This is a genomic window from Vibrio nomapromontoriensis (assembly GCF_050337205.1).
In the GTDB taxonomy this organism is placed as follows: Bacteria; Pseudomonadota; Gammaproteobacteria; order Enterobacterales; family Vibrionaceae; genus Vibrio; species Vibrio nomapromontoriensis.
Map to the genome: position 1 here is coordinate 317,018 of NZ_JAKJSS010000009.1, position 16,402 is coordinate 333,419.

The following is a 16,402-nucleotide window of genomic DNA, read 5'->3' on the forward strand; positions in this document are numbered from 1 at the left end:
TCATGTATTTTTAAAACAGCGCATCCCCATGTAAACCAGTTATTTCTAAGTCGATTATAAATTAAAACTCCTGCGTTCAGACAGGAGCTTTAGTAATGGTTTTATGACGACTATATTTTATCAGAGCTGCGACGTGATACACGGCGAGCCGCTGGCTTTTTCGCGGCAGGTTTTTTAGCCGCAGGCTTTTTAGTTGTCGGTTTCTTGGTCGCCGTTTTGCGAGCTGGCTTTTTAGCTGGAGCGTTTTTCTTATCTAGCTTTGCTTTCGCTTTTACAAAACGCTCTGGAAGGATTTGCGTGGCAAATACGTCTTCTACTGTTTCAGCTCGTTTGATTAGCTCGGCTTCGCCGTCCTTAACCAGTACTGTTGCAGGGCGTGGTAGTGAGTTGAATTGGCTTGCTTGAGACTCTGCGTAATGACCCACATCCATGATAGCAAGTACGTCATTTGGTACCAGTTTAGGCATGCGTGCGCCGCTTTCCCAGATAGATGGGATGCAGATAGGGCCAGCGATTTCAGTGGCTCTATCAACAAGCGGTTGTGTCATCTTGTTAGCTGGAAGTACTGGGTTTTTAGACTCTTGAGACTCAACTAGCGTTGCTAGGTAAGTAGAMGCRTCMACCATKGTGTAGGTGTAGTCCATCTCTTGGTCATCTTTCACTACGTAAACAGAAGTCARTAGCGTACCGATGTTACCWGCGATGTAACGGCCAGGTTCTARCCACAGTTGTGGGACTTCAAAGCCTTCTTTGTTGAACTCTTCAAGCATACCGGCACAGACGATYTTCGCGTAGTCTTCGATAGTGTTTGAGTTCATCATGTGYTCTTTGCTACGACACTCTGGCTCACGCTCACGTGGCCAACCGCCGCCTAGGTCACATTGGAAAGGTTGCACGCCACACTCGCGAGAGATCTCAATGATGTTACGCGCGTATTCGCGATAAAGCGCATCCCAACCTTCTGGTTGCTTAGAGAAACGACCTAGGTGAGTATGGAAACCGTAGAATTCAAATACGTCGATTTCTTTCACGCGGTTAACAATTTTCTTTGCTTCTTCTTTAAGAAGACCAAATTTGATCCACTTCATCGCGCCGATGAAGTTAGGGAACGGGTATGCGTCTGGTTCGAAGTCGTTGAAGAAATCTTCAGGGATAACTTTTAGGCGAACCGCGATGCGAACTTTTTCAGCAGGCTTCACTTCGCGAGCAATACGCTCAACAATTTCAATCTCTTCGTACGAATCTAGGTGAACCGCGTAGCCGTATTCAATCGCTTTACGGATAGCAAGCTCAGGCTTAACCGTGCCGTTAAGTGCGATCGTTTTTGGATCGGCGCCAGCGTAGTGAGTTGCCTCAACTTCACCCGGGCCGAAACAGTCACCACCTACGCCTTCTTCGCTACAAATAGCACGAACCGCGAAGTTAGTGTTTGATTTGATAGCAAACATAACGTTTACCGGCTTAGGCCAGTTGTTACCGAATGCATTTTTAACGCGACGTAGGTTGTTACGTAGTGTGTCTTCGCTTAGTACGAAAAGCGGGCTACCGTATTGCTCGATAAGATCAGAGGCTTTACAACCGCCGATCAATAGGTCGTCGCCTTGAGTCGTGAGTTCGTCAGTAGGAGTGAGAATATTATCAAGACGCTCAGCGTAGTTCATAGTTGCTTTGTGTTCTTTTAGAAGTTGACGTTGCTCTTCTAGGACAATGCTTAAGTGTTTTACCGATTCTGCTAAACGATCTTGATGCTTCATATGTTGCCTCTGTCGAATTGGAAATCAAATTTCTAGTTAGTCTAACTGACGATAATGTTATCGATTGTTTGTAAAGCCATCACGTCACCCACCGTCAATAAATTTTACGCATTAAGTTTTTTTGTTGCATTTAAGTTATTTTACCCATTAATTAAATTTATGGGTTGCAATATCGAACGATTACTCTAAAGTACTGAACACGAATTATTGTTAGGTTTAGATACGAATAACCTTTGCAACCTAATGATTTTATAAGTATTATCTATATCTCACCTCTTGCATCTCCCCTTATTATACTTGTCAAGTTTCCAAGAAGACCTGGATCACAAAACGATAACAATCCATTCAATATTATTGACACTGAGTGACATTACCCACGTTGTTTATTCGATTAAATTGCAATCACTTTCTCGGCATGCTCAACACATTAATTACTGTCGAGAAAGCGCTAAAGCTAAATTATTGGCTAAACAATTTTAACTACAGTGCCTAGCCACTGAATCTTTATGAGGTAATGACTATGTCTTTTGATTTGAATAACGCCCAAGGTGTATTCGCGACAGTGGACGCTGCGATTGAAGCAACACACAAAGCTCAAGTAGAATTTTATGCAACATCTACAAAAGAAAGTCGTGAAGTTATCCTGACCGCTATTCGTGGGGCAGTATTGGCGCGTGCAGAAGACTTTGCAAAAATGGTTCGTGAAGAAACAAAGCTAGGTCGTGTGGAAGAGAAAGTGGCTAAACATCAATTGGCTGCAGTAAAAACGCCAGGTACTGAAGTTTTAGAAACGAAAGTGTGGTCTGGGGACAACGGTATTTCTTTAGAAGAGCGTGCACCATACGGTGTTATCGGCGCAGTGACTCCTGTTACTAACCCAACTGAAACTATCGTTAACAACGCTATCTCTATGCTAGCGTCTGGTAACGCAGTAACGTTTAACGTTCACCCATCATCAAAAGTTGTATCAGCTGTGATGGTAGACATGCTAAACAAAGCAATTATTGAAGCCGGCGGTCCAGCTAACCTAATTACTATGGTTAAAGAACCAACGTTAGAAACCCTCAACGAAATCGCTAAATCGCCACTCATCAACATGCTTGTTGGTACTGGTGGCCCTGGTCTAGTGAAAGCTATCCTACAATCAGGTAAGAAAGGTATTGGCGCTGGCGCGGGCAACCCACCAGTCATCGTCGATGCTTCTGCTAACTTAGATCTAGCGGCGGCTGGCGTATACGGCGGCGCTTCATTTGACAACAACCTACTATGTATTGGTGAGAAAGAAGTTTTCGTTGAAGATTCAGTGGCTGATGAGTTCCTAGCTAAACTAGAAGCAACAGGCGCTTATGTACTTTCTGCTGAAGAAGCCGAGAAGTTAACTTCTGAAATTCTAACGATGGACGAAATCGATGGTGCTAAGCCTTGTACCGCTCAAGAAATTGCACGCGTATGGCACCCAGTTAAAGAGCACGTTGGCCAAGATGCTAGTGATATCTTGAAATCTATCGGTATAGAGTCTGAAACTCGCCTTGCGGTTATGGTGGTAGAGAACGATCACCCACTCGTGCACGTTGAGCAAATGATGCCAGTACTTCCAGTGGTTCGTTGTGCCAACATCGACGAAGCTATCGAGCGCGCAGTAGCGGCAGAGCGTGGCAACAAGCACTCTTCTTGCATCTACTCTGGTAACATTGAGAACGTGACTAAATTTGGCCGCGCAATCAACACGACTATCTTCGCTCACAACGGCCCAACATTATCTGGTGTTGGTTACAATGCGGAAGGTACGTCAACGTTCACGATTGCTGGTCCAACTGGCGAAGGCATCACCAATGCGATGTCTTACACACGTGCCCGTCGTTTTGCTATCGCTCAAGGCGGTCTACGTATCGTTTAATCGATAATAATTGAGACTTTCATCGACTCTTCCCAAGCGATGACATACTAAAGCCGAGCGAAAGCTCGGCTTTTTTTTGGTTTGAATACGTCATTACTGAGATGGCATGATGGTATTAATGTTTCAATTCGAAAACTGCGCTAGCTGCTCAGAAGAGATTAGGTTGTAAATTTCTTTGGCAGCATTAAAGTTGATGTGCCCAGTGTCGTAATAAACTGGCACATCATTGATTTCAACAAGGCATTCGCCGTTACGACATACCGCACCATAAATATCAAGATAAATAACGCCGTCATACTTACGTTTTATATCTTCAAATAACCCGCGATAGAAGGTCACTCTTGCATCGTTCTCATCGACAGGGAGTGTTTTAAGTGTGGCCAAGCCCTCTTTTAATCGACGAGCATTGAAATGTGTCGGTGAGGGTTCAACCATAATATTAGGAACATCAGACATAAGTACTGGCGTGACATTGTGGGCGAGCAGCGTTTCCACTAACCTTGTTAGTGAGTACTTAAAGGCTTGTTTTGAATGTACAGGGTCAATGATGTCCTCTTGGTACATTTTTAGGAACCCGCCAGAGGCACTCGTTGGATCGCTATCAATGTAGTTAACCCAGTTGTTGCCAATAAAGACGTATTTAGGCTTTAACTTCTTGATGGTATCAAGCAAGTTAAGGTTTATCTCATCACAGTAGTCACGGAACTTCTTATTGATGTAAATATCAACAAAAAGAAAGGAGGGACAATAGTGTGGGTCTAGGAAAGTATTAAACCCAAAATCTCGGCCAATCTCTGAGACCAGCCCTTGAAAGTGATGCGCATGGGAGTCTCCAAGTACGAATGCGATGGCTTGGTTGTTATCACTACCAATCCCCTTACTTTCGAATGGAGAGAGGTCAGTTTGAGAGTGATAATCTTTATCGCCAACCTTAAAGTCTAGGCTTTTGCTGAGATATTCCACTTCGACTTGGCTACTAAATGTTGAAACCCCCAGATTTGCTTCGATATGCTTACAAGCGAAAATGAAAGCGGTGATCGGCAGGACTAAGTACAAAATAAAGACGTTACGTCGCTTTAAGTTTGCTTGTCTTAAAGGTGTTTCAAAGAAAGTATAACTTGCTGAAGATATCAGCAGTACGATGACAATAATAGCGAGTGAAGCAATAAGTGTAATATCGCCAAGGTAGCTCATCCACATGGAAATAAATAACCAATGGAACATGTATATCGAGTAGGAGAGACGCCCGATATAAGACATTGAACGCCACGTCAAAACTTGATAGGAAAACGAGCTAGATCCTGAGAAGGTGAGAATAGCGCCTGTTAGCATTAAAACCGGTAATGCCGCAATTCCTGGGAAGGTAACAGTGCCATCATAAAAATAGAAGCATGCAAGCAAAAGGACAAACGCACTATTCACTACAACCCGAGATTTATGTGTCACTTTAGATAGCGCTAGAATAACACCAAAAAGTAGCTCAAAGGCGCGGCTTTGCAGTAGATAAAATGCATCACTGGAGAAAAAATCCTGAGATGCCCACTGTTGAGATAAGAATAGAGAACCGAAAAACAATGATGAAAAGATCAGTAAAATATAGCGGCTTTTTTTGACAGCCTTGTATGCAAGGAAAAGGAGGATCGGAAATAGTAGGTAGAACTGCTCTTCCACTGCTAGTGACCAAAAATGGAGTAGTGGTTCCAAATCCGCATCTTTTGCCCAATAACCACCATGATTGTTAAAGTGGATATTTGCGATAAACCCAACAGCATGCCTTAATCCGATAACGAAATGCAGTAAGTCATTAGGTAGATATGTCACATACGCATATACGAGTGCCATCAAAGAAACTAAGAAAAACACGGGTAGTATTCGCTTGATTCTTCGGATGTAGAAATCAATAAAGGAAAAGGAGTGACTCTCCATTTCTTTGTTGATAAGGCTAGTAATTAAGTATCCAGAGATAACAAAAAAGATATCAACACCAATAAACCCACCGGGTAAAAATGATGGGTTTAAGTGAAAAATAAATACGGACATTACCGCTAGGGCTCTTAAGCCATCAATGTCACGTCTATAAGTCATCATGCTGTGTTTCCTGAGTTGTAGCAGTCATTGAAAGGGGGCAATATAGCATGCATAAAGCTAACGTCAGAGAGGTATTAGCTTTATACATGTGAGGGTGTTGTGCTATTCACCCATTGAAGTGGAAGCTCGGCGTCTATCGGTTGCGCCATAGATTTTCTTATCTTTTATTTCTATGGCATTGAGACCGCTAATCACGGGAATAACATGCACTTTGTAGCCCATATCGTTAAATTCGGGCACGAGCGATTCCGCAAACGTCCTTTTTTCGACCAAAAGCCCCGTTGGGTTGTATGGTTTGGTTCTATCAATTTTAGTCCCATATTGGATATTGGGCAGATCGATAGCGGCCTGAGCGGAAAGACCCCAGTCAACAACGCCGACAATCGTCTTAAGCACATAACCTGGAATTTGCGAACTACCAGGGCTTCCTAGGACGAGTCTTAGCTGACCTTCTGGGTCCATCACCATGAGTGGCGTGATGGCAGAACGAGGTCGTTTTCCGGCCTCGATTGCATTCTGAACAGGTTTGCCATTGAGCGTGGGGATTGATGAAAAGTTGGCCATTTGTGCATTAAGTAATACGCCATCGACCATGACACCAGAGCCCATCCCTGTCCCTACAGTGCTGGTCATTGCAATTGCATTTCCTTCGTTATCGACAATGGAAATATGCCCCGTATCTTGGCTTTCAAATCCTTCATGACTAGCGGGGGTTGTTGCTTCATCTAACCCCGGCTTTATAGATTTAGCGTTACCTGCATTACCTTGTTCTGGAATAAGCTCGTAGCGATCGTCAATATAGTCCTCTGCTAAGAGTTCTTTCACTGGTGTATCGACGTAGCTTGGATCACCAGCGTAAGCAATGCGATCTTCTTTTGCTAGTCTCATTGCCTCGACCATTAGGCGCCAAGGTTCCGCATCTGTATAAGCCATATTGGCGATATCTGATTTTTCTAGCATTTCTAGAGATTGTGACACTAATACCCCCCCAGAAGCCGGGTAACCGAACGATATGATGTCGTGCCCTCGGTATTGCGACTTAACAATATCTCGCTGTTTGACTTTGTAGTTGGTGAAATCTTCTAGTGTTAGCTTGGCCTCATGGTCGTCAAGGCGAGCATTGACGGTCTCAACAATATGGCGACCTAGGGGACCGCCGTACATGTATTGGTCTCCTTGTTGAGCTATCTCTTTTAAGACCACTGCCATTTTCGGGTTGGTCATGTTTGTTCCGGTTGGCCGAATCTCTTTTACGTTCCAATATAACGATCTGATCTCAGGGTCGTGAATGAGGCGTGTTTGCTCTCGCACTACAATATCGTATGTGTAGCTGTTCATCGCATAACCATTTTCGGCATAGTGGATAGCAGGTTGAACCAATTGTTTCCATTCCAACTTACCGTGTTGCTGGTGTGTGGTGTATAAGAGTTTTAAGGTGCCGGGTATCGCAACTGAGCGAGGCCCAAGAATGTCATTTCGGCTAATAGCTTTGCCATTACTATCTAGGAACATATCCGGCGTCGCGCTTGCTGGTGCAGCGTCACGACCATCGTATGCGGTGAAACTCTTGCTCTTATTGTCGTAATAGAGTGCAAACGTACCGCCACCAATTCCTGTCATATCCGGTTCTACAACCCCCATGACGAGCTGCATGGCAACCATAGCATCAATCGCATTGCCCCCTTGTTTTAAAATAGAGTAGCCCGTACTGGTGACATAAGGGTTGGTGGCACTGACCATGAACCTGTCACCCTGTGCATTGGGTAGGGTGGGAAAGGGATCGGGTTTAGCGATAGCGGCACTTGATACGATGGTTACAAGCAGGAGACTTCGGACAGACATGCAGACCTCAATGAATTGGCGGTTGATAGTTAGTAGGTTAGGGGATAGGAGTAACATATCCAGTCAAGTTGATGTTACGCCAGTGTCAGAGAGTGTGCTGAGAAATGTAATAAAGAGGTGAAATATCTTGATGGATAGTAGCTGCTTATGTTTAGGGGGTTTAAAGAGCCTGAGTGTTATAGGAGTTAAATGAAATGCAACAAAGCGTCAGGTATTCGACGGTGAAGAATAACGGGGGGCACTTTTACTTTGCTGAGTACGAATTTCTAGTCACCTATTGAAAATACCGATACGGATCTAATTAGTTCCTTGGATGCTATGCATGCATAATCGGCCAAAGTTGAAGTACGTATCATTACCAGATAGAAGCACTTAAACATCATTGAAGTCGCGATAAACCTCAGTTTAATTAAGCCGAACGTTGAACAAAGCAGTACAGTTCTTCTATTGAGGGAGACCGACAAAGACATCGTCTTTAAACATCTACAATACAGGTAATTATCATGAAAAAGTTATTCTTGTCCGCCCTAGCCGCTTTGGTTCTAGTGGGATGCGCTGGCGCGCCTAAGTATGGGCAAAATATTGTGGTCGTTGAGCACAACGCAACGATGCTGACCAATTGTAAAGTGCTAGGTCACGTATCAGTTGATGCACGGTCATCTTGGCAAGATTCTGATGGGGAACTACGTGATAAAGCTAGATTTGCGATACGCGATGCAGTGGCTTTGGAGTTCCCGTCGGCCAATGTAACCGCTATTAATGACCGTACTGAAAATCGTTTTTTTTCCGGTCGATTTCAGGTCATGGCAATCGCATATCAGTGTTATTAGTTGGGGGTTAATGCATCTCTGAGTTCTCGTCTAGCTAATGGAAATCCAGCATCACAATTCAGCAATGGATCTGGTTTAGAGTTGTATCATTCGCTAATTCAATAGTAGCTAATTATTCCCTAGATCCAGACCCTACGATAATAAAGTAAACCAATATCATCAGAGGCTAATAATATGTCTGTTCAAAATGATTACCCGAAATTAAAAGAACTTTGCAGCTTGCTTGACAAGGTGAATGAAACCGCCGACTTGGCGTACATGGAGTTAATGAGTGACCAGCACCTTATCGCTCGCACAATAGCGGTGCTACAGCATGTCACTAGCGAACAGGAAAATGTAGAACAGGCTCGAAAAACATTGCTTGCCGATCTAGAGTTGCGCTTGAAAGTGGGGGATATTTTGGGTGATTATGAATTACCACCCGCGCACTAAAAAAATTTAGCTATGGAAGCTATTGAGTACCTTACTTAATTAAGTGAGGCCGAATCGATGCTTTCATGGCTAATATCGCCATAGTGATTGGGGTAGCGCGAGCTACATCTACTCTCCTTCTGTATATCTTTTCTGCCTCTATAGATTGAGGTCATCGTGAAAATTAGACTATTTAGTATCGTGGTAGTACTTCTGACGGGGTGTGCTATCCACAATCCCGCCAGCAAAATAAACAGCTATCAATTATGTGTCGCTCTTAGCCAGCATGAGGTGATTCGAAATGCCAACTCTCCGCTGCAATTCAACATGTCTGATCGTCAAATTAAACAAGAGTTAGAGCGTCGATTAATCGACCCGATGGGAATTCAATGTGGTGCGGTAGGCGAAAAGCATAAGCACATGAAAATAATGAAGGAATTGAGGTTAGCGAAGGAGTATACATATAAATGAGTGTACTGGCTGTGGGGTAGTGGCAGCTGGATGTGGTTCATGCGCCTCATGGTCTTCCTAGGCTAATTCGAAACATAGTATGACGCGAACTCATCACACTGGTGCTGATGACATGGATTGATCTAGGGTAACAAGCGGTATATAGCAATCCCATCTATCCGCTCTCTCGTGACATACCTATTTTGTGAAAAAGTTGCCAGAAGGATATATTAGTCCTGCATTAACGGCACCATGATTCTTCCAGAAGAAAAGCCCAGCCAGTGAGACGATATTATATCGTTGGCTATGGTTATTGATTATCTGTGAAAAGAAAATGAATAAGCACTGTATTGCAAACGTGATTGCCAATGTTAGCTTTCATCGCCAGTAGTAGATCTAGATAGCGATGCAGTGTTTGATACGGTTATTAATGAGATAGTCATTATTTAATTATTCGCTCTAGGGTTATTAAGGTGAAAAAATTAATTGTATTTTTAACTTGGCTTACGGGCACTGTTGTTACGGATACTGTGGCTGCGAATGAGTATAGCGACTGGCGTATAGGTGGTGGAGGTACTAGTGGAGTAGGGGTTGAAAATTATGAGAATGACTTTAAAACGAGTAAGTTTGAGATAGGCTACGACCTAAATCGTGTTTTCTCTTTAAATTTAAGCTACCAAAACATATCCAGGTCCGCGACAAATGGGGTCGAAAAGTACCAAGTTAATATGAAAAGAACCGATTTGGAGTTTGAAGGAGGTTATGCAATACCCGCTTTCACATTCGATATTAAACCGTATTTAGGTATAGGGATTACTGATATTAAGGGGAAGGTCACTCTTAATAATAAACTAATGAACGGTAGGGATAACAGCGTGACTACTTTTGTAGGCGTACGCGTTAACACTCCATACGGAGTATATATAGACGGGCGCTACGGAAATGGACGAGTTGTTCACGCTATGAACAGCGAACACTACACGGCCACTATCGGCTTTAAATTTTGAGGTAATAAACCATGACTAATACAATAGGAATGTCGGCTATCGAAAAGCCAGAACCTACAATTAAAGACTTAGTAAATACACCAGTTAAAAAGGCAGCGCTAATATTATTTGTGCTATCAAATATCACAATGGTTGGCTCACCTGCGATCGGGGGGACTATTGGTAGCATGTTAGATATGACTGCGGGTGAAATAGCGAGTTTAGTTTTTGCGGTATTTGTTGTTAGTGAGGTTTTTATTTGGACTACGATCTTAGTGATGGGCAAAGCTGCTGCAGGTCTAGTTAAATCAAAAATAGTTAAAATATTTAAAAAGAAACCAACAGGAAATAACTAAATCTTATTTGCTTCAATACTGACATACCAACTGACTTTGCCATAAATGGCTAAGAACCAAACGAAATTAATGGTGGGTTGGATACCACTAAATAAACTCGGTAATAGGATGACCACAAACCTAAAAAGGTAATTAATATGTGCGACTTACATTCAAAGCAAGATCAAATTAACACAGAATACAACACGGATATCGATCCTGTGAAAACCTATGAAGCTAAAGCGGCTCCTGATATGGAATTTTACGCAAAGGTTAGGGCGGCAAAGTCGGAAGGTACTCGTACTCATGTGTATGATGATCTTCTTGATGCGCACACTGGCAACGCGTTCTTTGTGAAAGCGGGTCAAGTCATCCGCTTTGAGCAGCGTCCTAGTTTACACAACGGCCGTACTCAAATTATTGATGTGCAAATGGTGACTCCTGATCTATCAATGTGGGCTGACCATTTAAATACATCGGCATTCGAAGGCCTAAATCAACGTCAGTTTTCTGGAGTATGGACGCAATCTGGAAACTGTTCAAAAATGGCGACGCTAGTAGAAGATGAATTCCCGTATGAAACATTAGAGGAAGGATTTAATCACATTTTCTTCGCTGCACACTGCAATGCTGACTGGTTAACGATGCTCTATGGGGATAGCGGCAATGTCAATTCTTGTCATGAAAACTTTATGCACGGCTTCCTGCGTGTTCCCGCTATTGCGTCAATTGAAAATGAAGAAGAGAAACGCCGTGTGGTGCAATTTCATTCAGACCGCAATGACATCAATATGTTTCAGCCAAATAAATTTGAACTCCAAGATGGCAATATTGCCCGCTGTGTGCTGGCCCCAGCCCCTGCTGTTGAAGATGGTGTAGGTTGTGAGTATTACGCTGAAATGGACATGTATGTCGTGGTTTCAAACTGTCCCTACGCGGATCAAGCAACCGCATTCCCAGAGTGTGAACCAAATCCTGTCTATGTATCGGTCTATGACACTGGTGTTGCTCCACAGCACGAAGGTATTGGTAATACAGAGTGGAAAGGCTACGTTTGGGATCGTATCCACACCAAAGAAGTCACAGCGAAGTAGTCGGGAAAGATAGCTTATAAATAAAACTCTTTATGTCCACTAGAGAGTTTATGCAAAGCCTCCTTATTTTTTGGGGGCTTTTTTAAATCTGAGATAATTAAATGAGAAAACTATTAATTATAGCCGTTAGCCTATCGGCTGCATTCGCTGTGAGTGCAAACCATCTAGATCGCGAAACAACCAGTTTTCAGCCAGGATTGAATGCGGGTGCTAACGCTGCGAAGCGTACAGGTGATGGTTTTTTTGGTTCCATTATTTATAACAATTATCGTGCGAATACCACCGATGAAAATGGTCAAGCCGGCGGGGGAGTCGATGTATACACGATGTTCAATGGCCTAAATTACAATACGACGTGGGAGGTATTAGGAGCGAAATATAGTATCGGCGCTATTGTGCCAATTGGTGAAGTGCACTCAAGAATACCGAATGCGGGCAATGTGAGTTCTGGGATAAAGGTTGGTGAGCCAGTATTGATGCCTGCTCAATTGTATTGGGAAGGTGAGAAGTTAAATGTTACGGCCCGTTGGTTTTATCGTTCGGCGAATAATGGGGTATTAGATAAGCCCTACGAAACCCATCAGTTAATGACTGCGGCCACCTATGATGTTAGTGGTTATTGGCAATTAAATGGGGCCGTAGCTTATGAATTGCGTGGCAAGCATACTGCGCAAAATAACGATGTGCGACCGGGTAATATTCTCACCTTAGACGGATCTGTCGTGCGTAAATTTGAGGGAGGCTATTCTTTGGGCTTATTGGGTTATCACATGAGTAACGATACCACCGATCGAGGCCACTCATACCGTTCAAAGAATGGAAAGCCTAATAAGTACGGCGCTAACCCCCATCGCGGTACCCTAACAGGTTACGGTGTAGAAATTGCAGTCCCTGTATCTGCTCAATCTGGCGTGTCGATGCGCGTGTTTAATGAACTCAATTCAAAAACCTCGACTCAAGGTACTCGGCTATTTCTATCATACGGTCATCAATTCTAAAGTTAGCCCCAGATAGGGGGTTTTTGCTAGAGGTAATAAATGAAAAAAGTCCTATTGGGTGCCGTTATCTCCGGCAGCGTTGTGGCACACGATTATTCTGGTTTCCGTTTGGGGGTGGGATCGACGTTAGGAGCTTCGGGATCGGAAGGGGTTGGTAGCCTTGGTCCACAAACACGCTTAGAGGTCGGCTACGATCTTAATAGATACTTGTCAGTGAATTTGCACACCACCATGATCAAGCGGTGGGAAGAAGAACGTTCTCAAGATCCTCAACACTACCACTACGCAAGAATTAGCGCGTCAGGTTACCGCACTGGAGCAGAGTTAGAGGCGGGTTACACCTTCGATATACAAGATGGTTGGGGAGTAAAACCTTATACAGCGTTCGGTTTTATGCACCAGAGTGGGAAATTAACCAAGTCATTTAGTGATACGACTAATCATACGCCAATTCATCGGGTCAGTCATAGCCTAGAGGCCAGCGGACTTATCGTGGCTGCAGGCGTTCGAATCATGCCAACACATCGGGCGGCCTATGGTGACGTGCGCATTAACTATGAACCCCTAAATGGTAAGTATAAATTTGTACAAAATAGTTCCACATTCACGATAAGTTTCGGCGCTAAATTTTAGTACTTTCCCTGATGTGAGTTTCTTATTTTCACATGAATAGTTCCATTGAGATAGTCAAAGCGTGTATTTACGATCCAATAAAACAAATTAAATAATAGACAGTGTACAGGAGCACCCGAAATTTATTAGTGCGAGTAATGACGGGTGCTAGGGTATTTATCATAGAGAGGAGGAGAGTGTGAAATTTCTTTTCAGTTTATTTGGAGCAGTATTAGCGAGTAGCTGGGCGGTATTACTATGGGGAGGAATCCTATCGTGAGTTACTTATCGATTGTCGGTATATTTATTGTAGTGCTGGCTCGCATATTTCTCGGCATGAAATACCGGGTATTGGTGGTGAAAATGTGGCCGTAAAAATAAAAGCCGAGACAGGTGAATATTTGTCTCGGCTTTTTTATTGTGAAGAGCTTTAGAAAGCGCTGCCAAATTTAATCTGTATGGTGGTGTCATGTTGGCTTCTCGCCGCATCTACACCCCATTTGATACCTAATTGGCGGGCGATTGTGTGCCTAAAGCCCACGCCCGCCATGTTATTCCAATGCGCTGTTTTGTCGGTGTGTTCGAACGCAGTACCGATTCCGGTAAAGCCTACCAACTGCCATCTAGGGGTGATGTTGTAGCCAATCTGCGCTTCGGCAACTGCGATATTATCGCCCTGATATCTCATTGCGGTAATTCCACGCATTTCAACATATGGCCTTGCATAAAAGGGGACGTCTCCGTTTGTAGTGACGCCATTAACACGCCATGCCGCCTGCCATGTATCATTAATTGAGTAGTATGATCTGACATCTACATTGATGCGCTGGTGCTCGTTTTCACCACCCCACCGGGCGCTATAGTCTGAATAAATTACTTTGGCTTTAATACCGTCGGTAGGGGAAAATGGGTTATCCACATTTTCGTATAACATGCGCATATCGACACGCACGTCCTTATCTGACGTTTGAGTGGACTTGTCCCTACCAAAAATCACATGACCGTCCATATAGTGATAGCCCGCTCCTGCGAAAAAATTACTTCCTGCAATTCGAAAATCGAGGTCAGCGTAAATATAGTTACCCTGAGTGTTCATTTCTATAGGGGCGCCAAACCCAAAGTAGTTGATATTAATGTTGGCATTAAATGCCCCTACATCAAGACGAATAGAGTCATCTTTCCAATTGCCTTGATGGAATCCGCCTCCAATTTTGGTTCCGTTTTCGGTACCAAGCGCCACAATGCCAGACATACTGGGCGCGATACTAGTAACTTTCTCTGGGTTTTCTTTACGAATCTTTTTTTGCTCGGCGGTTTCGTGAAAGAAAACCGCCGCTACTCCTCCACCGAAACCTATCGCAGGGTCGGTAATCATGAAGGGGACGGGTAAAAATCCGTATGCGTTCTCTAATAACCATCGACTGGCGTCAAGCTTTCCGTCTACTGGGTCCTTCCATATGCTTCCCTCTGCCGCGATGCCTGTACTAACCAGCGCTGCGGCTATAGCAAGTTTTTTCATGTGTGTGACCTTAAAAAATGGACGCCAACCTTATGGAATTATGCGATGGGAAGCAAAATGGGTACGTATCTATTAAGCGGATATGTCAGCCTGAAACCAAGTAAAGTGAGGGGGATTAAACTATTTGAAAACCCGATGGCCATCTAATTCGATGACCACTATCATTAAGTCCATACTCGAAGTAAATAAATCGAGGGACTCAATATGAGAAATCTAAGTCTAATTTTTACGATGATGCTGACACTAAGTGCAAATGCCGTAGAAACAAAAGTGACAGGGCAATTAAAGGCAATCGAAGCGCAAGTATCCCCGGAAAGACTTGGGACAATACAAGGTTCATAAATTTAAAATCAAAGCAAGCCTCTGCACTGCTTATCTATTCGAGTCTCTTCCAACCACCTAATTTAGTGAAAATTCCGTTCCCTCGTATAGTCCGTCCTGCTGAAAGGGCACAGCCTGACAGCCAACAACTATTAATTTTCGAGAAGGATTCGGAAATTTGTATTTCCACGGATGGCTAAGAAATCAAAATCATTTTCGAGGCTAAAATGAAAAAACAAACTATCGCTCTGGCAATTATCACCGCTTTCTCTTCTGGTACTGTAATGGCAGGCAACATTCATGAGCGTGAAGTAATTCGCGACGGAAATGAAATTGTGGCTGTAGTTGATACGGTTACGGATAAAGTAGGCAATAGCCGCATCGTAATTGATGAAGGAAGTAAAAAAACTACTATCGAAGCAGATAAAAATGGGAAGCTTGAAGGTAGTTATGAAGGTGCTGGCGAAGGTAAAACTGAATTCCAAGGTGAGATCGTCGGCAAAGATCGGGCTGTAATTTCAGAGAAAGGGAATGATAGCAACTACGCGATATTAGATGATCAGGGTAAAGTACTGGTTGCTGACGGCGATTGGGCTAATGTTGGCGGTATGCCTGAGCAAAGTGTCAAGCACCCTACTAATGAAAATCGCGATAACATTAACAAGAACCGTGATGATATAAACAAAGCGGGTACCGAGCTTGAAAAAGCAGAGCAAGATCAACAGCGCGATAACCAAGCAGCTCGAGACGCTGTTGACCAGCAACGCGAATGGAACAAACAAGCGGAATCAGCGGGCAAAGAATTGGCGAATTCGGTAGACAAAAAATTTGGTCAAGCAGAGCGTTCAATCTCAGACAACGCGACCGCAATCGCAGACAACAAAGCGGCGATTGACAACCTTGGTGAAGCGATGCAAAAGCAGGGGCAAGAAATGCGAGAGCGTTACGATGGTGTGAAAGCCTCCATGCACGCTATTACTAACGCGAAGCCAGTGGCGTATGATGTCGGTGAGTTTGCGGTAGGTGCAGGTCTAGGCGCGGCGGGTAGCAAGCAGGCGGTCGCTATTGGTGGTGCGTATCGCTTCAATGAACAATGGGCTGGCTCATTCACTGTCAACCACGAAACAGCAGGCCGTCATACTAAAGCGGATACATCGGCTGGAATTGGCGCGCAATTTAGCTTCAAGTAGTGAAAGCCTTCGGCTGAATAATCTTTTACTGAGCTCTTAATCAAGCCCTGGCATTAGCTGGGCTTTTTTCGTTTA

At 43.7% G+C, this 16,402-nt stretch carries 15 protein-coding genes; 11 read left to right on the forward strand and 4 right to left on the reverse strand.

Annotated elements, in window-relative coordinates; genetic code table 11:
* Positions 1-110 precede the first annotated feature (110 nt).
* The gene (locus tag L4D05_RS12455; protein WP_428794200.1) at positions 111-1,754 is read right to left on the reverse strand and encodes a diaminopimelate decarboxylase family protein; all 1,644 of its coding nucleotides are present in this window, start codon (positions 1,752-1,754) and stop codon (positions 111-113) included.
* A gap of 520 nt (positions 1,755-2,274) precedes the next feature.
* Between L4D05_RS12455 and L4D05_RS12460 the strand changes: the two genes are divergently transcribed.
* Positions 2,275-3,651 carry an aldehyde dehydrogenase gene (locus L4D05_RS12460; protein WP_428753063.1) on the forward strand — a complete coding sequence of 459 codons (1,377 nt, stop codon included), beginning with the start codon at positions 2,275-2,277 and terminating at the stop codon, positions 3,649-3,651.
* Positions 3,652-3,774: 123 nt separating this feature from the next.
* Here L4D05_RS12460 and L4D05_RS12465 read toward each other — a convergent pair whose 3' ends face one another.
* Together L4D05_RS12465 and ggt are read right to left on the reverse strand one after the other, a co-directional pair.
* Complete coding sequence (locus tag L4D05_RS12465; RefSeq protein ID WP_428794201.1) at positions 3,775-5,739, reverse strand: acyltransferase family protein; 1,965 nt, start codon at positions 5,737-5,739, stop codon at positions 3,775-3,777.
* 102 nt (positions 5,740-5,841) lie between these two features.
* Positions 5,842-7,581, reverse strand: a complete 1,740-nt coding sequence (gene ggt, locus L4D05_RS12470; RefSeq protein ID WP_428794202.1) for a gamma-glutamyltransferase — start codon at positions 7,579-7,581, stop codon at positions 5,842-5,844.
* 503 nt (positions 7,582-8,084) lie between these two features.
* Here ggt and L4D05_RS12475 point away from each other — a divergent pair.
* The 8 genes from L4D05_RS12475 to L4D05_RS12510 all read left to right on the forward strand — a co-directional run bounded on the left by L4D05_RS12475 (position 8,085) and on the right by L4D05_RS12510 (position 13,318).
* Positions 8,085-8,411 carry a putative periplasmic lipoprotein gene (locus L4D05_RS12475; RefSeq protein ID WP_428794203.1) on the forward strand — a complete coding sequence of 109 codons (327 nt, stop codon included), beginning with the start codon at positions 8,085-8,087 and terminating at the stop codon, positions 8,409-8,411.
* A 174-nt stretch (positions 8,412-8,585) separates the two neighbouring features.
* Positions 8,586-8,843, forward strand: a complete 258-nt coding sequence (locus L4D05_RS12480) for a hypothetical protein (RefSeq protein WP_428794204.1) — start codon at positions 8,586-8,588, stop codon at positions 8,841-8,843.
* 156 nt (positions 8,844-8,999) lie between these two features.
* Complete coding sequence (locus tag L4D05_RS12485; protein ID WP_428794205.1) at positions 9,000-9,293, forward strand: hypothetical protein; 294 nt, start codon at positions 9,000-9,002, stop codon at positions 9,291-9,293.
* A 452-nt stretch (positions 9,294-9,745) separates the two neighbouring features.
* Positions 9,746-10,279: an outer membrane beta-barrel protein gene (locus tag L4D05_RS12490; RefSeq protein WP_428794206.1), complete on the forward strand. Its 534-nt coding sequence runs from the start codon at positions 9,746-9,748 to the stop codon at positions 10,277-10,279.
* Between the two features lie 11 nt (positions 10,280-10,290).
* Positions 10,291-10,614: a hypothetical protein gene (locus L4D05_RS12495; protein ID WP_428753070.1), complete on the forward strand. Its 324-nt coding sequence runs from the start codon at positions 10,291-10,293 to the stop codon at positions 10,612-10,614.
* A gap of 137 nt (positions 10,615-10,751) precedes the next feature.
* Positions 10,752-11,687, forward strand: a complete 936-nt coding sequence (locus tag L4D05_RS12500) for a DUF1989 domain-containing protein (protein WP_428794207.1) — start codon at positions 10,752-10,754, stop codon at positions 11,685-11,687.
* 101 nt (positions 11,688-11,788) lie between these two features.
* Positions 11,789-12,685, forward strand: coding sequence for a transporter (locus L4D05_RS12505; protein WP_428794208.1), 897 nt, complete (start codon positions 11,789-11,791; stop codon positions 12,683-12,685).
* 39 nt (positions 12,686-12,724) lie between these two features.
* Complete coding sequence (locus tag L4D05_RS12510) at positions 12,725-13,318, forward strand: outer membrane beta-barrel protein (protein WP_428794209.1); 594 nt, start codon at positions 12,725-12,727, stop codon at positions 13,316-13,318.
* A 409-nt stretch (positions 13,319-13,727) separates the two neighbouring features.
* On the opposite strand, the gene L4D05_RS12515 is transcribed toward L4D05_RS12510, so the two are convergent.
* Positions 13,728-14,816: a BamA/TamA family outer membrane protein gene (locus tag L4D05_RS12515; protein ID WP_428794210.1), complete on the reverse strand. Its 1,089-nt coding sequence runs from the start codon at positions 14,814-14,816 to the stop codon at positions 13,728-13,730.
* 204 nt (positions 14,817-15,020) lie between these two features.
* On the opposite strand from L4D05_RS12515, the gene L4D05_RS12520 reads away from it, so the two are divergent.
* Together L4D05_RS12520 and L4D05_RS12525 are read left to right on the forward strand one after the other, a co-directional pair.
* On the forward strand, positions 15,021-15,158 hold the full coding sequence (locus L4D05_RS12520; RefSeq protein WP_428794211.1) for a hypothetical protein: 138 nt from the start codon (positions 15,021-15,023) through the stop codon (positions 15,156-15,158).
* A 206-nt stretch (positions 15,159-15,364) separates the two neighbouring features.
* Complete coding sequence (locus tag L4D05_RS12525; protein ID WP_428794212.1) at positions 15,365-16,327, forward strand: YadA C-terminal domain-containing protein; 963 nt, start codon at positions 15,365-15,367, stop codon at positions 16,325-16,327.
* The last annotated feature ends 75 nt before the right edge of the window (positions 16,328-16,402 follow it).